This is a genomic window from Pantoea agglomerans, assembly GCF_020149765.1.
GTDB lineage: Bacteria > Pseudomonadota > Gammaproteobacteria > Enterobacterales > Enterobacteriaceae > Pantoea > Pantoea alvi.
In genome coordinates this window covers 910,719-928,200 of sequence record NZ_CP083809.1, presented here as the reverse complement: position 1 = coordinate 928,200, position 17,482 = coordinate 910,719, and the positions used below count along the sequence as shown (strand labels likewise).

Annotated in this window: 21 protein-coding genes and 5 pseudogenes; 14 read left to right on the top strand and 12 right to left on the bottom strand. The window is 50.2% G+C overall.

Translation table 11 applies throughout. The features are described from left to right. Nucleotide 1 precedes the first annotated feature (1 nt). From LB453_RS06900 to LB453_RS06840, 13 genes and pseudogenes are all read left to right on the top strand, one after another. The gene (locus LB453_RS06900; RefSeq protein WP_224481637.1) at nucleotides 2-667 is read left to right on the top strand and encodes an ATP-binding protein; all 666 of its coding nucleotides are present in this window, start codon (nucleotides 2-4) and stop codon (nucleotides 665-667) included. Then, complete coding sequence (locus LB453_RS06895; RefSeq protein WP_224481636.1) at nucleotides 667-1,362, top strand: hypothetical protein; 696 nt, start codon at nucleotides 667-669, stop codon at nucleotides 1,360-1,362. Before LB453_RS06900 ends, LB453_RS06895 begins: the two co-directional genes overlap by 1 nt. A gap of 73 nt (nucleotides 1,363-1,435) precedes the next feature. Continuing rightward, nucleotides 1,436-1,969 carry an HD family hydrolase gene (locus tag LB453_RS06890; protein ID WP_224481635.1) on the top strand — a complete coding sequence of 178 codons (534 nt, stop codon included), beginning with the start codon at nucleotides 1,436-1,438 and terminating at the stop codon, nucleotides 1,967-1,969. Next, nucleotides 1,962-2,318 carry a hypothetical protein gene (locus tag LB453_RS06885; protein ID WP_224481634.1) on the top strand — a complete coding sequence of 119 codons (357 nt, stop codon included), beginning with the start codon at nucleotides 1,962-1,964 and terminating at the stop codon, nucleotides 2,316-2,318. Before LB453_RS06890 ends, LB453_RS06885 begins: the two co-directional genes overlap by 8 nt. Next, the gene (locus tag LB453_RS06880) at nucleotides 2,311-2,502 is read left to right on the top strand and encodes a hypothetical protein (protein ID WP_224481633.1); all 192 of its coding nucleotides are present in this window, start codon (nucleotides 2,311-2,313) and stop codon (nucleotides 2,500-2,502) included. Before LB453_RS06885 ends, LB453_RS06880 begins: the two co-directional genes overlap by 8 nt. Further along, the gene (locus LB453_RS06875; protein WP_224481632.1) at nucleotides 2,502-2,804 is read left to right on the top strand and encodes a hypothetical protein; all 303 of its coding nucleotides are present in this window, start codon (nucleotides 2,502-2,504) and stop codon (nucleotides 2,802-2,804) included. Before LB453_RS06880 ends, LB453_RS06875 begins: the two co-directional genes overlap by 1 nt. After that, the gene (locus LB453_RS06870; RefSeq protein ID WP_224481631.1) at nucleotides 2,797-3,483 is read left to right on the top strand and encodes a hypothetical protein; all 687 of its coding nucleotides are present in this window, start codon (nucleotides 2,797-2,799) and stop codon (nucleotides 3,481-3,483) included. Before LB453_RS06875 ends, LB453_RS06870 begins: the two co-directional genes overlap by 8 nt. Continuing rightward, on the top strand, nucleotides 3,484-3,702 hold the full coding sequence (locus tag LB453_RS06865; protein WP_224481630.1) for a hypothetical protein: 219 nt from the start codon (nucleotides 3,484-3,486) through the stop codon (nucleotides 3,700-3,702). It begins immediately after the preceding gene. Between the two features lie 317 nt (nucleotides 3,703-4,019). Then, a complete protein-coding gene (locus tag LB453_RS06860; RefSeq protein WP_224481629.1) occupies nucleotides 4,020-4,892 on the top strand; it encodes a phage N-6-adenine-methyltransferase in 873 nt (290 codons plus the stop codon). Continuing rightward, nucleotides 4,889-6,751, top strand: a complete 1,863-nt coding sequence (locus LB453_RS06855) for a DNA cytosine methyltransferase (RefSeq protein WP_224481628.1) — start codon at nucleotides 4,889-4,891, stop codon at nucleotides 6,749-6,751. The genes LB453_RS06860 and LB453_RS06855 overlap by 4 nt, the downstream gene beginning before the upstream one ends. Then, the gene (locus LB453_RS06850) at nucleotides 6,748-6,954 is read left to right on the top strand and encodes an excisionase (protein WP_124890270.1); all 207 of its coding nucleotides are present in this window, start codon (nucleotides 6,748-6,750) and stop codon (nucleotides 6,952-6,954) included. Before LB453_RS06855 ends, LB453_RS06850 begins: the two co-directional genes overlap by 4 nt. Beyond that, nucleotides 6,912-8,114, top strand: a complete 1,203-nt coding sequence (locus LB453_RS06845; protein WP_224481627.1) for a site-specific integrase — start codon at nucleotides 6,912-6,914, stop codon at nucleotides 8,112-8,114. The genes LB453_RS06850 and LB453_RS06845 overlap by 43 nt, the downstream gene beginning before the upstream one ends. Nucleotides 8,115-8,365: 251 nt before the next feature. Further along, nucleotides 8,366-8,963: pseudogene (locus tag LB453_RS06840) on the top strand (DNA primase); the annotation flags it as partial. 3 nt (nucleotides 8,964-8,966) lie between these two features. Here LB453_RS06840 and LB453_RS23405 read toward each other — a convergent pair. Then, nucleotides 8,967-9,074, bottom strand: a pseudogene (locus LB453_RS23405) (VENN motif pre-toxin domain-containing protein); the annotation flags it as partial. A gap of 73 nt (nucleotides 9,075-9,147) precedes the next feature. On the opposite strand from LB453_RS23405, the gene LB453_RS06835 reads away from it, so the two are divergent. Then, nucleotides 9,148-9,384 carry a SymE family type I addiction module toxin gene (locus LB453_RS06835; protein WP_224481626.1) on the top strand — a complete coding sequence of 79 codons (237 nt, stop codon included), beginning with the start codon at nucleotides 9,148-9,150 and terminating at the stop codon, nucleotides 9,382-9,384. A 49-nt stretch (nucleotides 9,385-9,433) separates the two neighbouring features. Here LB453_RS06835 and cdiI (LB453_RS06830) read toward each other — a convergent pair whose 3' ends face one another. From cdiI (LB453_RS06830) to LB453_RS06780, 11 genes and pseudogenes are all read right to left on the bottom strand, one after another. Next, a complete protein-coding gene (cdiI, locus tag LB453_RS06830; protein WP_103794399.1) occupies nucleotides 9,434-9,799 on the bottom strand; it encodes a ribonuclease toxin immunity protein CdiI in 366 nt (121 codons plus the stop codon). Between the two features lie 18 nt (nucleotides 9,800-9,817). Continuing rightward, nucleotides 9,818-11,269, bottom strand: a pseudogene (locus LB453_RS06825) (VENN motif pre-toxin domain-containing protein); the annotation flags it as partial. Nucleotides 11,270-11,305: 36 nt separating this feature from the next. Next, complete coding sequence (gene cdiI / locus LB453_RS06820) at nucleotides 11,306-11,671, bottom strand: ribonuclease toxin immunity protein CdiI (protein ID WP_146053797.1); 366 nt, start codon at nucleotides 11,669-11,671, stop codon at nucleotides 11,306-11,308. 8 nt (nucleotides 11,672-11,679) lie between these two features. Beyond that, nucleotides 11,680-12,249: pseudogene (locus LB453_RS23400) on the bottom strand (CdiA family toxin C-terminal domain-containing protein); the annotation flags it as partial. Nucleotides 12,250-12,460: 211 nt separating this feature from the next. Continuing rightward, on the bottom strand, nucleotides 12,461-12,715 hold the full coding sequence (locus tag LB453_RS06810; protein ID WP_103794401.1) for a MafI family immunity protein: 255 nt from the start codon (nucleotides 12,713-12,715) through the stop codon (nucleotides 12,461-12,463). Nucleotides 12,716-13,719: 1,004 nt separating this feature from the next. Then, nucleotides 13,720-14,424: pseudogene (locus LB453_RS06805) on the bottom strand (VENN motif pre-toxin domain-containing protein); the annotation flags it as partial. A gap of 266 nt (nucleotides 14,425-14,690) precedes the next feature. Beyond that, entirely contained in the window at nucleotides 14,691-14,921 is a 231-nt protein-coding gene (locus LB453_RS06800; protein ID WP_146053798.1) for a hypothetical protein, read from the bottom strand. Then, on the bottom strand, nucleotides 14,914-15,216 hold the full coding sequence (locus LB453_RS06795; RefSeq protein WP_103794403.1) for an adenylate cyclase: 303 nt from the start codon (nucleotides 15,214-15,216) through the stop codon (nucleotides 14,914-14,916). Before LB453_RS06795 ends, LB453_RS06800 begins: the two co-directional genes overlap by 8 nt. Nucleotides 15,217-15,509: 293 nt before the next feature. Beyond that, complete coding sequence (locus tag LB453_RS06790; protein ID WP_103794404.1) at nucleotides 15,510-15,740, bottom strand: hypothetical protein; 231 nt, start codon at nucleotides 15,738-15,740, stop codon at nucleotides 15,510-15,512. A 428-nt stretch (nucleotides 15,741-16,168) separates the two neighbouring features. Next, the gene (locus LB453_RS06785) at nucleotides 16,169-16,792 is read right to left on the bottom strand and encodes a hypothetical protein (protein WP_103794406.1); all 624 of its coding nucleotides are present in this window, start codon (nucleotides 16,790-16,792) and stop codon (nucleotides 16,169-16,171) included. Further along, nucleotides 16,782-17,354 (bottom strand): HNH/endonuclease VII fold putative polymorphic toxin, encoded by a 573-nt coding sequence (locus LB453_RS06780; RefSeq protein ID WP_224481760.1) that lies wholly within the window; start codon nucleotides 17,352-17,354, stop codon nucleotides 16,782-16,784. Before LB453_RS06780 ends, LB453_RS06785 begins: the two co-directional genes overlap by 11 nt. Nucleotides 17,355-17,482: the final 128 nt, after the last annotated feature.

The window sequence follows — 17,482 nt, the reverse complement described above, 5'->3', positions numbered from 1 at the left end:
TATGGGTATCCCGGTCCTTATCCTGGGTGACTCAGGTTCAGGCAAATCGGCCAGCCTGATGCATCTCAATCCCGATCATGGCTTCCTGATCAACCCGGAAAATAAGCGTCTGCCCTTCAAGTCCAGCGGCTGGAAGCCACGCGATTTTGCCGCGAAAACCGGGAATGTTTTCTTCACTGATGTGCCTGGCGATATTGTGCTAATCATCAGCCATGCGCGGCGCGCCGGTAAAAAGTTTGTTGTGGTCGACGATTTCCAATACGTGATGGGCAACCAGTTCATGCGGCGCCGCAGTGAAAAATCGTTCGAGAAGTTCACGGAAATTGGCGGCGGCGCATGGGATGTGATCCGCGCGGCGCAGGCAGCCGAAGATGACCTGATTGTTTATTTCCTCGCGCATACCGAAGAGACGCCCGCCGGCCGCATCAAGATGAAAACCATCGGCAAGATGCTGGACGAGAAAATCACAGTTGAGGGCATGTTCAGCATCGCCCTGCGCACCGGCGTGACGGATGGTCGCTACTACTTCACCACGCAGTCTGATGGCACTGACCCGGTTAAATCGCCGATCGGTCTCTTCGAGCAATTCCAGATCGACAACGACCTGAACGCCGTCGACACGGCGATACGGGACTATTACGAACTCAATGACGGAGCTACCGCATAATGCAAAACCCTATCTTCATCTTCGATCCGGACTCAGCAAAAACCTCTGGTCCGGGTGGCGCCACTGAAACCGGCGCGTATACCGGCAACATCCGCACAGCGCTGTTTACCAATGGCCGCGATTCGCAGTCGCAGTCGATTGAGCTCTCAATGGATGCGGACGTGGGCGCCATTAATTACCTGCGCATTTCATACATTGGCCGTGATGGCACCCCGCTAAAGGGGGGCACTGCGATGATCAACGCCATCATGGGTCTCACCAACACCAAACAGCTATTTGCTACTGAGGTTCAGGGCGAGAACGGTCCGGAAATGCATTGCCGCGAGCTTGAAGGTAAGCCTATCGGGTTTGTCCTGCAGAAGGTGCTCTACACCAAAGGCGATGGCGGTGATGGCTATAGATTTGAGATTCGCCAGGCCTTTGGCACAAAGACCCGCAAAACCTACAAAGAGGCGATGGAAAATCTACCCGCTGAAGCGGTTGATAAGCTGCTGGCTACGCTTTCAGATCGGGATGAACGCCAGCCACCTACCCACAGTGGCATGGCACATACACAGGCAAATCAGCCGCGATCTATGCTGGGAGGTCAGCAGACTGGTGGCACAGGCAATACCTCGCGGCTGGCACAAAATGCCGGCGGACGCGGTATGCAGCAGCAACCGCAGCCGGATTTCGACGACGATATTCCGTTCTAAAAACAGCCAATATTTCGATTACCGTTCACCATAACCGCCTGCACCTGAGGCGGTTTTTTTATGAGATTTCACCATGTCATGGATAACCACTCAGTCAGGCAAGCATTTCGACTTTAACAACATTTCTCCCGATGCTATTTGCATCGAAGACATCGCCTGCGCGCTGTCAAATCTGTGCCGTTTCACCGGCCACGTGCAGGACTTTTACAGCGTGGCGCAGCACTCGGTTCACGTCAGTTATCTGGTTCCACCGACGTTTGCACTGGATGCACTTTTACACGACGCAGCGGAAGCATACATCGGTGATTGCGTGTCTCCCCTTAAAGCACTGCTGCCCGATTATCAGGAAATAGAAAAGCGCGTGGAGTTGGCAGTAGCTAAGCGTTTCGGTATCCGCACTCTTGGTAAATGGCCTGAAGTTAAGCGAGCAGACCTGATCATGCTGGCCACAGAACGCCGCGACCTCGATTTAGATGACGGCACACCTTGGCCAATCCTCGAAGGTGTAGAGCCTGCACCGTTTCTTCTTTCTCCGCTTAATCCGCGGCAGTCGCGCGTTCTGTTCCTCCAGCGCTACAACGATTTGAAAGGCAATCATCATGGCTAAAACAATCCAATTATCGAATGCCGCTCTGGTTTTCACCGATGCTCGAACTGGTCAGGGTTACCTGCGAAAACTGGACGAATTTGAAGCAAATCTTCTGGCATCCCAGTTAACAGCGCTGGACGGTGGTCTGCTTAAAGCCCGTCCGGTTCATCCGGTGGAAATTCGACTGGTAACGGTTGAAGAAATGCGTGTGGGTAATGCCATTCAGGTACAGGATGCTCCCCCTGAACACTGTGCTGCAGCAAAAGACGGTGAATGCTGCCACCCTCGTTGCCCGCAAATCCATGATGGTGAGCCAGCATTTTCCGGCCGTCATTGCCCATTAGATAAAGGTGATGAAAATGATTAAGCAACGCGCCCGCGGCGTTCCGGTCGATTCCTGCGCTTTAATGTGGATGCACCACCGGCGCGCCAGCGGCACACTCATCAAGTTTGACGAAGGCGATTATTACGGGCATTTCAGCCGCTGCGCCGCAAAAAACATAACGCTGCCCGCCCGCACGGCCAGCAATGCTGGTAAGGATGGTGTGTGATGGCTAAGCCAGTGATCAATTTTGAAAATGCGCAATTTGAGCAATGCGGCAGGGTTAGTAACATTGATGCAAACGGCGTCGAAAAGAACGTGCGCCATAATCTGCGTATCATCCTGGCAGACGGAACGATTTACGCTAAAGAATGGCCTCGCTTTCACTGGGCGAAATGGATGGTCAATAAAGATCACATCCCTTACAGCATCACCAGCCGGCGTGGGCATTACCGCAAGTGCAATGACCGGCATACATGGTTACTGGATCAGGCGTGGAAGGCTAATTTCAAGGAGACAGCCCATGACTGAACGCGGGATGATTTTCAACGCCGAAATGGTTCGTGCAGTTCTGGATGGCCGCAAGACGCAGACGCGCAGAGCTCTAAAGTTATTCCAGAATGCGGTGAGTTTTACACCGGAATGGGATATTGACTGTCAGGAGATTTTCGTTGCGATGGGAAAAAAAGACCATACCGAAATGAATCCTGTATTGGGGGCTATTCGCTGCCCATTCGGTGCAGTAGGTGATCGCCTGTGGGTGCGTGAGACGTGGCAAGCAATACACGACTCGCTTGATGAGTTTGGCAATGTCGATGAACGCACCTGGATTCCATCAATCCCCAAATCATCAGACAGCTACTGGCATGCGGTTTACGCTGAAGAGTTTGGCGTATCTAACCGCGTGGACCGTGGCTTCCCGTGGCGACCTGCTATCCACATGCCGCGATGGGCTTCCCGCATAACGCTGGAGATTACCGGCGTGCGTGTGGAGCGGCTGAATGACATTAGCGAGAACGATGCGCGCGCAGAAGGTGTGCAGCCATTGCGCGGCGGCTACTGGCGTCACTATCAGCCGGAATGGACTCAGCACCAGCTCAGCGCGCGCGGTTCGTTCGCGACGCTGTGGAAATCCATTTACGGAGAGGAAAGCTGGCAGGCTAGCCCGTGGGTGTGGGTCATTGAGTTTAAGCGCGTGGAGGATGAGTAGATGGCAGAGCAATTTTCTTTCAACCTGGCTGTACGCAAAGTCGCGCACGAGCGTAAATGGACCATCAAAAAAACCGCGTGGTTTTGCGGTGTTTCTGTCAGTACGCTCCGCCAGTTGATGAACAGTAAACATACTTATATCAGTACGATAGAAAAGTACGCAGCCAAGTTCAACATGTCCACAATCGTGTTTATAGAGAAGGGGCAACGGCAATGGTAAGCACAACGTTAATTGGCTTCGCTCTGCTTATCACCTCAGCCACCGCCGAGCCAATGCCGGTTAGCGAGCGCATCTACCCCGACAAAACAGCGTGTGAGCAAGTAAAAAAGCGATTACTCGAGCGGCGGCCATTAGCGCGCCTCGAGTGTTCCCCCGTCTACCGATAGCCGCGTGAGCGGTTTTTTTGTGCCTGTAAAGATGAAAAAACGTCTCCGCGCGCACTACGCGCGCCACCAGCCATTCTATGAAGTCGCCGCCATCGGTGCTTTTTGGATCACGCTACTGATCGCAGCCCTATTCGTTGAGGCCAATCTTAAATGACAGAGATAACGCTCAATCCATATTGCGCGGCGCTGGAACAGCTGCGCGCGCAGCCAACCCACAAGCTAAAAGAGATTGGTGATCAATGGCGATCGCCAGAGCGGCTTTGGTGGGGAATAAATTCGCTGTTCGGTCCATTCGTGCTGGACCTGTTTGCCGACCGTGATAACGCAAAATGCGAGGCGTATTACACAGCTGAAGATAATGCCCTGACCCAAAACTGGTCGGAACGCCTGGCTGAACTTAATGGCACAGCCTACGCAAATCCGCCTTACAGCCGCGCCGCTATGAATGGGGACGTATATATCACCGGTATGCGTCACATCATGGCGCACACCATGGCGATGCGCGAGCTGGGTGGGCGTTACGTCTTCCTAATAAAAGCGGCCACTGGTGAGGTGTGGTGGCCGGAAGATGCGGATCACATTGCCTTCGTGCGCGGGCGAATCAGTTTCGACCTGCCAACCTGGTACCGGCCAGCCGATGGTCAGCCAGCTGAATCATCCGCCGGATTCGGCGCGGCGATCGCGGTGTTCGATAAGAAATGGCGCGGACCAGCGTTCGATTACATAAGCCGCGACGATTTGGAAGCACGCGGTGCCGCTTTTATGAAGCAGATAGAGCGCGCAGCTGCGCGTCGGGCCCCTTATGATCAGCCCACTCTGCCCCATGATTCTTCGTCAAATGTCTGGCCCGCTGAAGTGCTGCTGCTGGCGCAGCAGTTACCTGTCCTGTCCAATCTCGCTGATGACCACCAGCGAAAAGTGAAGCATCACATCAATCGTATGCTGCTGGAACGCCAGCCGCACGCTGAAATCATAACGGCAGCTCAGTCGCTTGCCACCACATTCGGAGAGCATGCCCAATGAGGGAGATCATCGTCGATAACTTTGCCGGCGGCGGCGGTGCCAGCACCGGGATTGAAATGGCCACCGGCCGCAGCGTTGACATCGCGATTAACCACGACCCGAACGCGATCGCCATGCACACCACAAACCATCCGGAGACGTTGCATTATTGTGAGTCGGTCTTCGATATCGACCCGCTGGCCGCGACCGCTGGCGCTCCGGTAGGTCTGGCATGGTTTTCGCCAGACTGCCGTCATTTTAGTAAAGCGAAGGGCAGCAAACCGGTCAAAAAGGAGATTCGCGGGCTGGCGTGGATCGTCATCCGGTGGGCTCTGGCTAAGCGACCACGCGTCATCATGCTGGAAAACGTGGAAGAGTTTAAGACCTGGGGGCCGCTGCTGATCGATGAAGAGCGGCCAGATCCGGCGCGCGCAGGGGAAACGTTCGCTGCGTTCGTTGGCATGCTGACCACCGGCGTGCCGGCCGATCATCCCGCGCTGGATGAGGTTTGCGACTTTCTTCAAATCGGCCGCCAAAGCGCCGACGCGCGTCGCCTGACCTCTGGGCTTGGCTATACAGTTGAATCGCGCGAGCTGCGTGCCTGCGATTATGGCGCGCCAACGATCCGCAAACGCTTCTTTATGGTGATGCGCTGCGATGGGCAGCCGGTTGTCTGGCCACAGGCGACCCATGGTGACCCGAAAAGCCTCACGGTTCAGTCTGGCCACTTAAAACCATGGCGAACAGCAGCTGAATGCATCGACTGGTCTATCCCATGCCCGAGCATTTTTGGCCGCAGCAAACCTCTGGCCGAAAACACGTTGAAGCGCATCGCCCGCGGCATCCAGCGCTTCGTGATCGATAATCCCACGCCATTTATCGTGAAGTGCAACCACACCAGCAGCAAAACGAAGTACGACTGCTTCCGCGGCCAGTCGCTGGATGAGCCGCTCAAGACAATCACACAGACCCATGGCTATGCGGTGGTTGCGCCCGTGTTCGCCGGTACCGGCGGATCCACATTCCAGATGAAACCACGGCCTGTAGATAAACCGTTTTTCACGCTGCTAACGCAGAACAGAACCAATGTGATTTGCCCGCGGCTGGCGCCGGTCATTTCCCGACAGTTCGGCAAGAGCATAGGCCACGCACTGGATGAACCTGCAGGTACGGTAACGGCCGGCGGCGGAGGGAAAAGCGCGCTGGTGAGCCCAACGCTGATACAGGTCGGTTATGGTGAAAGACCCGGGCAGGCGCCGCGCGCGCCAGGACTTGCTCGCCCACTCGGAACCATTGTCGCCGGCGGCGGTAAGCATGCGCTGGTATCCGCTTTTCTGGCCAAGCACTTCGGCGGCAACTATTCCGGCCCCGGTGCTGGTATGGATGCTCCGGCACTTACTGTCACGACCACTGATCATCATGCTCTGGTGACCAGCAATCTCGTCAAGTTGCGGGGAACCTGTCGGGACGGCCAGCGCACTGACGAGCCGATGCCGACTGTTACCGCTGGCGGGCAGCATGTCGGTGAGGTACGCGCCTTCCTTATGAAGTATTACGGCAATGAGAAAGGCGGTATCGGGCTGACTGATCCGCTCGGCACCGTAACCACCAACGATCGTTTCGGCCTGGTGACCGTAGACGGTACTGACTACGAAATCGTTGATATCGGGATGCGCATGCTTCAGCCGCATGAACTGTACGCAGCCCAGGGCTTCCCTTCCTGGTACATCATCGATCGGGATTACCGCGGCAATAAATACGCCAAAGACAAGCAGGTTGCCCGTTGCGGCAACGCAGTTCCGCCACCGTTCGCCGAAGCGCTGGTGCGCGCGAATTTACCTGAAATGTGTTCACCTTTGACTCAGGAGAAAATCGCATGAGCCTTGATGTAATGCCCATTTCCACATACTGCCAAACCACCGGTGAATCCGTCGATGCCATTAACAAACGGATACAAAGGAAGATCTGGCAGGTGGGTGTTCACGTATTAAAAGTGGACGGCGTCCAAGAACGCTGGATTGATCTTGAAGAGGTAAATAGATGGGCAAGAAAGAGCAGGGATCCGCTTTACCGCGGGGCATAACAGTTCGCCGGCATCAGACCGGCGAAACTCTTCAGCTCACCTTCACTTATAAAGGGGTTCTTTGCCGGGAACCCCTTTCAGGTTTGGAGGTGAACCCACGCAATATTAAATATGCCGATCGCCTATTGGGCGAAATACAAAACAAAATATCACTGGGCACTTTCGCTTATGGTGACTACTTTCCTAAATCACGTAAGCTGGCCACATTTGGTGAAGTAAAGAAAACGAAAACGGTCAGGGAATACCTGAACGAGTACATCACCATCTGCATCAACCGCAAGCTTTCCCCCTCCACCATCGATGGCTATCAGAAGTGCATCACATCATTATCCACGCTTCATGCGCTTCCTGTCACCGAACTTACAGCAGGCGTATTGAAGACGTGGATCAGCAATAAAAACGCCAAACTCAAAACCATCAGGAATCTGCTTTCCTTCATGCGCAGCGCACTGGACGAAGCCGTGACAGATGGGCTTATCGAGCTAAACCCGGTATCTCTGGTTACCGCATCGCGCTATCGCCCCAAACAAACGACTGAAGAAAAAGATGACTATGTGGTCGATCCTTTTACACCTCAGGAGGCCAAAGCCATTTTTGCCGCTTGCACCTATGAGCAGTGGCGTTACCTCTTCCAGTTCGCGATGCACACCGGCTTACGCAGCTCCGAACTCTGTGCACTGCGCTGGCAGGATGTTGACCTGGTGCACAACACCATACACGTTCAGAAAGCGAGCGTGATTGGCGTGATCAAGGGCACCAAAACGGCAGCTGGTACGCGAAAGGTTGAACTCGATGAGATGGCGCTTTCAGCTTTGGCGGGCATGCGGTCGCATACCTTTATGCGTAGCGAGTATGTGTTTGAGGATCCGAAGACAATGGAGCCATGGAGCGGTTCAGCGGCAATTCGTAAAAAGGCCTGGATGCCAGCGTTACGCCGCGCGCAGGTGCGGTACCGGAATCCTTACCAGACACGACACACCTATGCGACCAGGCACATCAGTATTGGCGTAAACCTTTACTGGCTTTGTGGGCAAATGGGGCATAAAGGGCCAGAGATGCTTTTCAGGCATTACGGTTCGTACCTGAAAGACTATGACGGAAATACATCGAAGCAGCCAAATCACCTGGCCGTTGTGGGAGGGAATCAGGCGGCGAAATAGTTAAGAGGATCGTTACTTATTCGACACGGTATGGACAGCAGCAAGACTGGAAAATGCACGTGTAATGCACGTGAAAATTTTATTTCCAAAAATAGTCTTTATAATCAATGGGAAATGTCGACTTGTGACGCGGGTTCAACTCCCGCCAGCTCCACCAAAATTCTTCAAAGATGATTACCAGAGTCATCTGTAGAAGTCCTGAAAGCCCGCACGGCGTAAGCCTGGCGGGCTTTTTTGTGTGTGTAGTAGTCGAAGATATCAGCCGACATGAGAACGGCGCATGGCAGGTGATGAGGCGAAAACCTGCGCCGGGAAATCGCCGCGCGGTTTCAGAAGGTGCGCGCCCCGTTCTCGCCCGCCGGTCTTGGCAGCGTGCTGGATACGCTCAAGCTTATTGTGCCGCTGATGAGGGAACCGTCCTGCCGCCTGATTGGCTTCCGTAACGGCGTTTATGACACCACGAAAGGCACCTTCAGCCCGCACCGACGCGAGCACTGGCTGCGCACCGTCAACAGCGTGGACTACATCTCCCCGCGTCCGGGTGAAAACCTCGCAGACCACGCTCCGGCATTCTGGCGCTGGTTAACGCGGGCGGCCGGACATAATCACGACAAGCAGGAGCGCATCCTCGCGGCGTTATTTATGGTGCTGGCAAACCGCTATGACTGGCAGATGTTCCTTGAGGTCATCGGCCTCGGCGGCAGCGGTAAAAGTGTGATGGCCGCAATAGCCACTCTGCTGGCCGGAAAAGACAACACCACGTTCGCCACTATCGACACGCTGGAATCCTCCCGCGAGCGCGCCAGCGTGGTTGGCTTCTTGCTGATTATCCTGCCTGACCAGGAGAAATCCCGCCGCCAGTGTAGCCAGCCCGCTGACTGTCTGTTTCTCCTCTTCACTCAATTCATTCGCTGATTTCCCGTAATAAAACCTCGAGATTATCCCAAATGCTTCGCCCACCGCTGCCCCTGCGTCCTGGCAATATCACCGACCTGGACGCCAATTTCGCCAATCAACTGATAAGGAGTTGATCATGGCTGAGTACGGTAATAAGCCAGAAGGATATATTTTCAAAGCGTTACGGCAGCTGAAGGTGGGTTATACCAGCATCCGTCATGCAGACCGTAACGATACAACCACATACTACAGCCGCTGCCCCAGCCTTCACCTTAAGGACAACTTGCTGGAAGAGGCGGGGTTTGAGACCGGGCAGCTAGTTAAGATCACGGTGGAACGCGGGCAGCTGATCATCCGGCTGGCTGAGGAGTGATTCAACTGGCAGATAAAAATATCCCGGCACGGGGCCAGGATATTCTGTTTTAAAACGGGATTTTTGCCAGTAATTTGTTAACTTTATCCGTTTCTTCGGGATGTAGGTGAAGATATTTTTCACAGGCTAAGCGGACATACTGATAACAGGTTTCTTCACTGACAATGACGGTCTCCGCTTCAGAAGGCGGATAACCTACAGCAAATTCAACACCCTCAAAATGCTCGCTTTCATCGAAGCTATTCATATCAGGAAAGTTGCAGTAGGCACCATCAGTGTTAAAGCCACTTCTCTCAACAATATGCTCAATAACTTCCAGAAAATTCCTACCAGATGACATGATGTTGAAATAACCTACAACGACCTCATTAAGGCCGGAGTAAACATCTGACATCTCGAACAAGTTTTTACTCATATTTATTTATCCAACGCCTTAATTCGGATGGAAGTTCCGTATCGTACCTGTAGATTTATCAACATATATCCTGAAGCTAACACCGCCTGACATAACATTCGCTGTACCGTTCGGGCTATTCATCGCTTCCTTGAAACCATTAGCAGCAGCCTGTTGCCCAAGCTCCAGGATTTTCTCATCTGTAAATACCTTTGGATCGTATATGGTTTTAGTTTCTGGTGCTGCTTTGTATTCACCAGTAAGGCTTCCATCCCTGTTCTTGGTTGGAACCAGATATTTCACCTCTGTAATACCCTTAACATCCGTCGGTGTTTCACTGACTATCTTCACATTGTATTCTTTCGCCGCATCATAAAATGCACTGGCATTATGACCACCTGAGATCCCATTTTTCTGTGTAAAACCATCGACGGTTGCCAGATGTTTTGGTTGTTCAATTTTGAAATTAATTCCCGATGGATAAACAACAACCTTTTCAGCCAGTCTACTGAGTTTACTGACAGCCGCCGCACCCAATACTGGTGTCATCGAAGCGGCAACCGCCTTCATCCCGTCATAGGTTTCGACATAGTTCCCAGCCGTCGCCTTATCAACCCCAAGCTGCACCATTGCATAATTAACCATTGCATCCTTAACCTGCTGCTGATTCTGTGCATCAACGCTGGTGATATTCAGCAGGTTCACTATCTGACCGTAGGCATCAGGATACATCTGGCTGACTTTATTATTGTACTGCCCGGTTTCGTACTCTCCTTTCGCCCCGATCACTTTCAGCCTTGCGCCAGCGCAGGCATCACTGGCTGCATTACCGTTACCACACGCATCAATAACAGCTTTATCACTGGCGATATTTTTCTCGCGCAACTCATTGATTTTATGCGCCTTTTCACGCTCAGCCGGAGCTTTACTGTTTTTAAGCGTCTGTTTCGCTATCTCGAGCTCTGTCTTCTCCTGCACGCTCAGCCAGTTATTCTCAACCGCATTCCTTCCCGCCTGCGCTCCCGCCACTGCGCCCGCCGTGCTGTCGCCCGTCACGCCGCCCGCCAGTCCCGCCGCCAGCGTACCCAGCGCGCTTATCGTCTGGCGCTGCTCTTCCGTCAGGTCCTCACGCTTAACTCCCGGATACATCTGCTGCGCGATAAATTCGCCCATCACTGCGCCCGAGGCGCCCGCCAGCGCGCTGTTGCCCGCCGCGTAAGCCGTTACCGCGCCTACCACCGCGTGCGCCATCAGGTTCGCCTCGACGTTCACCACTTCTTTGCCGTCCGGGCCTTTCGTGGTGGTCATGTCGTGAATGACCTGCGCCAGGTAAGGCGCAGCCGCTCCGCTGGCCGCCTGCGCCAGGTTGCCCCCCGCCAGACCCTGCACCGCCGCCGTCGCCGCCTGAATCGCCTGCTGAATCTTGCCGCCGGTGCCGAACCCGCTCTCACTGAACGCCTGGTTATAGAAGGTCTGGTAAGCCTGACGGTTAAAGTAATATCCCGGCGCAGTTGCCGGGATCTTTACTCAGGATGGGATTTTAGACAGTAATTTTTTTACCTTTTCAGTATTTTCGGGGTGTAACTGAAGGTATTTTTCACAGGCCAGACGAACATATTCAAAACAGGTTTCTTCGCTTACGATCACTATGTCGTCTTCATCTGGGGGATAGCCGACAGCGAATTCAACACCTTCAAAATGTTCGCTTTCATCATAACTATTCATATCAGGAAAGTTACAATAAATCCCATCCAAAATATAAGATTCTTTGTTAACTATACTTTCTACAGCGTCCAACAACCTATTTTCATTATATATAAGGTCAAAGTATGATCTTATGGTCCAACCCGGCTCAGAACGTTCATATGGCAATTCAAATATATATTTATTCATAGTTACTCCTATTTCGGGTGGAAGTTACTTACAACGCCTATTTTTTGATCAATATATACTCTGAACGTAACACCACCGGCTTTTGCATCATATGCCTGGAATCCATTCTTTATTGCATTGGCATAATCACTTGCCGCTGCCTCTTGACCAAGTTGCAACATTTTCTCATCTGTAAATATTTCACAATCATAAATGGTTTTCTCAAATGGCTTGGATCCATTTCCTTTATATTTACCAGTCGTATTCCCAGTAGCATCTTTTTTGGGGATTTAATACTGAACCTGAGCAATACCTTTGATTCCTGTTGGAGTTTCAGAAATAATTCCACATTATTATCAACCAAAGCTTTTTTGAAGGCATCGGCTTTATATGCACCGCTAATTCCTTTCTTCTGCGAATATCCATCAAGTTGAGCTAAGTGTTCCGGTTGATTAATTTTTAAAACCAATCCCTGAAGGATATTTTTTCGTTTTATCAACTAATGCTGTAACTTTATTAGCCACAGCCTGACCAAATAATGATGTCATTTAAGCCGCTGCAATTTCTAATCCCTGCTTCGTCTCGACATAACCTTGTGCTACCGCAGATATACTGTCGGTTATATCCGGGATTCACGAACGTTTACACCTTTTCTTTCCATTACGCTTAAGGGCAACTGGGAGAAAATGCTAGAATTTGAGACGGCACAGAAGATTGAGGTGCTGCCGAGCCGGGCAACTAATTGTCCGACTGGCCACTGAAGGGTAAAGCAGATAAAAATCCCGCTGGGGTAGAAGCGGGATTTTTTATTTATATTACTAACTGTTTTAAATATTTAAATGGAGCCTCATTTATATTTAAGTTCATTTCCTTTATAAGATTGGCTATCTTTTCATATTCTTCTGAAGTTATCGCAACATTATATTCACTTATATGATCACATAATATCTCAAAGGCAAGAGGCTCTTCATTATATTGGATATAATCTAAAGCCCCTTCTATCAAAGCTGATTCTAACCGATCTTCAAAGCCTTCCCCTAACTGGGTAATTCTGTTACCGAACATTTATATATTCCTTGCTATTTCTTTATCGGTTCAGACTGTGCTGGAATAGATTTGCCATCAGGAAATGCTGTTATTACCTATCCAGTAGCTGGTTGATATACAACACGAAGCCTTACACCATCTCAAACTTCATAGACAACCCATTTTGCTGGATCCCCTTGCTAGTATATAATCCGCCAGTGCCTGTCTGCGCATACCATTTAGTACTCGGTCAAGTAGCAATATCCCCTATTTCATGAACTATCTTTTCTGCTGCCCAATTCGACGGAAAAGTTGTTTTACCGGGATTGTCTGGGAAAGTATGACCACCACTAGTAGAACCTTCACTATATAATATATGTTGTCTCGCTTCAGGAGAAAGAATATCTATATAGTATTTACCATCCGCTACAGTACCAATCGTATCTTTATAAGGTAGTGAATTTCCATCATATGCGCCCTCTTTATGCTCTACATTATTAACTGTTTTATCTGGTTTTTGACTAAATTCACCTTCGTCAGGTTTCCAGGCTGATGAAGTTATGTCAGGTATAGTCTTTTCGGCTTTGGATGCGAATTTTGCAACTCTCTTCTCTGTCAGAGCCGTACTCGTTTTTACAACTCCAACTCCACCGGTACAGTACCAATAAGTTCTGACACGAGTTTACCAGCTCAACACCAGCATTGTACGCACCACCGGCACCAGCCCTCTGATACTCGGACTCCATCAGATTAATACGGTCAATGTAACTTTGCTTTATAGCATCCGACAAAGTGCTAAAGATGTCATCGCTTGCTATGAGTTGTTTGATGGCATCGTAGGTTTCAGCAGGGTTTGTGATGGATTTCGATAAACCTTCGACTGCATCACTAAGTCACTAAGGAACACCAACCAGCATACCAGCTCCGTAGGCGGTCTCCTGACCAAGATCGATAGCATCCCACTTAGCCCCCACTTGCATCTGGCAGGACACACTCCTCTTACAGGCATCGAATTCTTTATCCCGTTCCAGGCGTTGTTGATTACCCAAATAGTTATTCTCAACCGCATTCCTTCCCGCCTGCGCTCCCGCCACTGAGCCCGATGTGCTGTCGCCCGCCACGCCGCCCGCCAGTCCGGCCGCCAGCGTACCCAGCGCGCTTATCGTCTGGCGCTGCTCCTCCGTCAGGTCTTCACGTTTAACCCCCGGGTACATCTGCTGCGCGATATACTCGCCCATCGCCGCGCCCGAGGCGCCCGCCAGCGCGCTGTTGACTGCCGCGTAAGCCGTTACCGCGCCAACCACCGCATGCGCCATCAGGTTCGCCTCGACGTTAACAACATCTTTGCCGTCCGGGCCTTTTGTGGTGGTCATGTCGTGAATGACCTGCGCCAGGTAAGGCGCAGCCGCTCCGCTGGCCGCCTGCGCCAGGTTGCCCCCCGCCAGACCCTGCACCGCCGCCGTCGCCGCCTGAATCGCCTGCTGAATCTTCCCGCCGGTGCCGAACCTGCTCTCATTAAACGCCTGGTTATAGAAGGTCTGGTAAGCCTGACCGCTGATATCGTTCGTCGTCGGCTCTTTGCCCGGATTCGCCTTCCGCCATTCCGCTTCCGCCGCCTTCAGCTGCTCTGGCGTCACCGTCTTTATCCGCTCGTTCGCAGCTTTCGTCGCCGCTATCTGCCCCTCCGTCCGGGCAATATCCGCCGCCTGGTTGCCAATCTTCCCAATCAGCTGCTCCTCATGCAGCCGGTTAAATTAAAGTAAAGGGGGTTACTGCTACAAATCTCACAAAACCTCCAACTTATAATGAAAATAATTCTTTTTATGTATTTATAAATAAAACTTATAATATTTCACAATATTCGAAAAGTTTTTACTCGTACTCATGGACTAACAAAATAGGTGCTCAGATTTATATTGATCTTCTCGGTCTGTACACGTTGCTACCGCGTCTGCCCGCTGTTCATTAACCGGATTCATTGCAACATTTGCAATGGCCGTAAATAATTACAGCCCTAACGAATATTGAAAACCCAAAACACAAATCCTGTCGGAAGACCCAGCAAGCTAATTTTCAATATTATAGCAATCTCATTCTTTCCAAAAGGGAATGGCTTATTAAAATCCCAAAGCAACCAACCTCGTAAAAGATAAGAAAACGTCCCAATAAGAACCAAAGCTATACATATACAAAAGCACAAAAAAAACAACGCTCCTATAGATTTTCGATTTTCATTTTTATTCATTCTTACCTCCAGATAAGGTTTTATTCAAAGCATCTCCGGTTGCGCCTGAAACAAAAGTATCCCCTAAGTTCCCCATTACTGATGGTACTGAACTTTGCGGTACTGGTTTAGTTATTGTCCATACGCCTGTCGGCACCCATTCATACTGTTTCGAGACAGGGTTAAATATTTTATCCATTGGCACTTTGATAACGTTACCTGCTGCATAACCAGCCTTGCTCAGCAGTGCTGTCATAAAAGGATCGTCACCGCTGATTTCAGCCTGATAATACCCCCCTGCCGCATTCCACGCCATTGTGGGGTTATAACCTTTACCTGCCGTGATATTTTGCCAATGCCCGCCGCTATTCCCGCTGCACTGGTTCCAACTGCCTGTGCCAGCGAGTTTATCGTAAGCTACTTAGCTTCAGGTTAATCATTGGGCATCAATGAGTTATGAATTGACGCATTTCTGGCCGCCTGCGCCAGGTTGCCCCTCCCGCCAGCCCCTGCATCGCCGCCGTCGCCGCCTGAATACCCTGCTGGATGGCACTGCCCGTATCATTCAGAACAGGAGCTTTACATAAAGAATATCTTAATAGGAATTAATCATTTTTTTAATAAAGGCACAAGATAATAGAAAAACCATAAAATAAGACTAGCGGGAATAGCCCCAAACAAAGCACCTTTTAAACCTCGCCATAGCTTATCGAAACTAAAAACACCTTCAGATAAATAATTTAACCCTTCAAAAAAGAAGAAGAAGGCTGCAACTATAAAACCCATTGCTAATAACAATAGCACAAAAACCTTAACTAACACTATGAGACTCTTTATCATTTATTAGCCTCCTCTTTTTTCTCCAAATAACTTGGCACCAAACCTGATGCTATAGAATCTCCAATATCCCCTGCAACTGATGGTAAAGGGTGCTGGGATACAGGCTTCGTAATCGTCCATACGCCAGACGGTACCCATTCATATTGCTTCGATACATGATTTAATATTTTACCCACAGTAACTTCGATAACATTACCAACCGCATATCCGGCCGATGCACCTGCTTTGCTTAGTTCAGCCGGAATGTCTCGCTATTTTCTTTACAAGCAGAGGAACTGGAAGGACATACCGCTATCATTTCCTGCTGTTGCTTATGCATTGCATGGGGTAATGATTCTTCTCGTAGTTGTCTCATCATTACTAAATTTTTTCTGGCGACTATAGGCTCATAAATTCAAGTTAAATTAGCTGTGTGACGTCACAGTATTCTAATCAGTAATGAGATTACGAAGTTCTTTCTTATTACCCATTGCCACAATTTCACAAGATGGTTCGTCAAAAAATCCTAATGCAAAAAAAACAACCCCCCCTTCTTTCCAGGTTTCATTCATCCAGTGAGACCGTCCCTTTCCATAATCTATTTCTTTAAATTTATATCGGCTTATAGAAAAATAAACGTTAATTTCAGTATTTATCAGGCTACCAATCACCCCATTCTGAGACAAATCAATTATTCCAGTTCCTGAAACCCTCAACCCATCATTTTGTTTTTGCAGAAAACTGATTTTATCGGACACTTTGTCAACATTAATACCTCGATCTTGAAGCAGCCCCCATAATTTTTTATGGTTAACTATAGCGCTATCAGGCTGCACAGCCGAAAGTTCAACTACAACCCTCATTTCCGCCCCCTCCAGATCATTAACTGATAATAATTTTTTTATCATCATCTTTAATAACTCTTCGCTACCGTCTCTTCTTGTCTGTTTAGTAAACTCCCAACTAACCGCAGAAATATTTATACCTTCTATAGAATAACGGCTATAAAAATCAGCTATATCATTAGCTGTTGATACATCCTCTGCATACCTCAAAAAGACATTAGTAATCATAATGATTTCCTTTAGGATCGTTAAAATGTGGCCCTCGGTTCTGAGGATTTTCCTCACCAAAGAAATGCCCGCCGGCGTCATCCCTAATATATATTTTTTCTGTACCACCACCTGATTTTGGTACATCAAATTCATATATATATCCGGGTTGTGGATTACCGCGTTTATCTACGTTTGGATGAACTTTGCTCGGGCTTTGGCTGACTGGGATACCTGATTGACGTTTAGCCTCATTAAACGCTCCTGCTCTTGCGCTTCCTTCAGGAGATAAATTTGCAGGTTTGTCACCTTCAGCCAAATAGATATAATCATTTATATCTTGTCCAAAGACCGGCGTTACCGTGGTATTACCGCCCGTATCAGGCGCACCTTCAGTATTTCCTGTATGGCTTACTCCCTGTCCCGGCGACCGATCCGGCGTAACCAGCGACGTCCCTTTAGTTTCATCCGCAGCCGGATTCACCAGCTTTCCTCCGGTCAAATCATCATTAACCGGCACGGTTTCAGTTTTGCTGCCTGCTCCATTCGTATGCTGCTGGCTCTGCGCCGATACTATTGCCATCAATACGCAGCCGGGATTTGCCAGGCATGCTGCATCCAGTCCTTCTTTTACCTTTTTGGTCAGCGCCAGCGCCGCCTGCTCGTTTGCACCGCCTTTACCCGCTTCGGCCATCGCCGCCGAGTTCAGCG

Excerpts from the sequence above, each read along its gene's own strand:
- LB453_RS06900 (WP_224481637.1), top strand. The coding sequence starts at position 2 with ATGGGTATCCCGGTCCTTATCCTGGGTGACTCAGGTTCAGGCAAATCG.
- LB453_RS06895 (WP_224481636.1), top strand. The coding sequence starts at position 667 with ATGCAAAACCCTATCTTCATCTTCGATCCGGACTCAGCAAAAACCTCT.
- LB453_RS06890 (WP_224481635.1), top strand. The coding sequence starts at position 1,436 with ATGTCATGGATAACCACTCAGTCAGGCAAGCATTTCGACTTTAACAAC.
- LB453_RS06885 (WP_224481634.1), top strand. The coding sequence starts at position 1,962 with ATGGCTAAAACAATCCAATTATCGAATGCCGCTCTGGTTTTCACCGAT.
- LB453_RS06880 (WP_224481633.1), top strand. The coding sequence starts at position 2,311 with ATGATTAAGCAACGCGCCCGCGGCGTTCCGGTCGATTCCTGCGCTTTA.
- LB453_RS06875 (WP_224481632.1), top strand. The coding sequence starts at position 2,502 with ATGGCTAAGCCAGTGATCAATTTTGAAAATGCGCAATTTGAGCAATGC.
- LB453_RS06870 (WP_224481631.1), top strand. The coding sequence starts at position 2,797 with ATGACTGAACGCGGGATGATTTTCAACGCCGAAATGGTTCGTGCAGTT.
- LB453_RS06865 (WP_224481630.1), top strand. The coding sequence starts at position 3,484 with ATGGCAGAGCAATTTTCTTTCAACCTGGCTGTACGCAAAGTCGCGCAC.
- LB453_RS06860 (WP_224481629.1), top strand. The coding sequence starts at position 4,020 with ATGACAGAGATAACGCTCAATCCATATTGCGCGGCGCTGGAACAGCTG.
- LB453_RS06855 (WP_224481628.1), top strand. The coding sequence starts at position 4,889 with ATGAGGGAGATCATCGTCGATAACTTTGCCGGCGGCGGCGGTGCCAGC.
- LB453_RS06850 (WP_124890270.1), top strand. The coding sequence starts at position 6,748 with ATGAGCCTTGATGTAATGCCCATTTCCACATACTGCCAAACCACCGGT.
- LB453_RS06845 (WP_224481627.1), top strand. The coding sequence starts at position 6,912 with ATGGGCAAGAAAGAGCAGGGATCCGCTTTACCGCGGGGCATAACAGTT.
- LB453_RS06835 (WP_224481626.1), top strand. The coding sequence starts at position 9,148 with ATGGCTGAGTACGGTAATAAGCCAGAAGGATATATTTTCAAAGCGTTA.
- cdiI (WP_103794399.1), bottom strand. The coding sequence starts at position 9,799 with ATGAGTAAAAACTTGTTCGAGATGTCAGATGTTTACTCCGGCCTTAAT.
- cdiI (WP_146053797.1), bottom strand. The coding sequence starts at position 11,671 with ATGAATAAATATATATTTGAATTGCCATATGAACGTTCTGAGCCGGGT.
- LB453_RS06810 (WP_103794401.1), bottom strand. The coding sequence starts at position 12,715 with ATGTTCGGTAACAGAATTACCCAGTTAGGGGAAGGCTTTGAAGATCGG.
- LB453_RS06800 (WP_146053798.1), bottom strand. The coding sequence starts at position 14,921 with ATGAATAAAAATGAAAATCGAAAATCTATAGGAGCGTTGTTTTTTTTG.
- LB453_RS06795 (WP_103794403.1), bottom strand. The coding sequence starts at position 15,216 with ATGGCGTGGAATGCGGCAGGGGGGTATTATCAGGCTGAAATCAGCGGT.
- LB453_RS06790 (WP_103794404.1), bottom strand. The coding sequence starts at position 15,740 with ATGATAAAGAGTCTCATAGTGTTAGTTAAGGTTTTTGTGCTATTGTTA.
- LB453_RS06785 (WP_103794406.1), bottom strand. The coding sequence starts at position 16,792 with ATGATTACTAATGTCTTTTTGAGGTATGCAGAGGATGTATCAACAGCT.
- LB453_RS06780 (WP_224481760.1), bottom strand. The coding sequence starts at position 17,354 with ATGGCAATAGTATCGGCGCAGAGCCAGCAGCATACGAATGGAGCAGGC.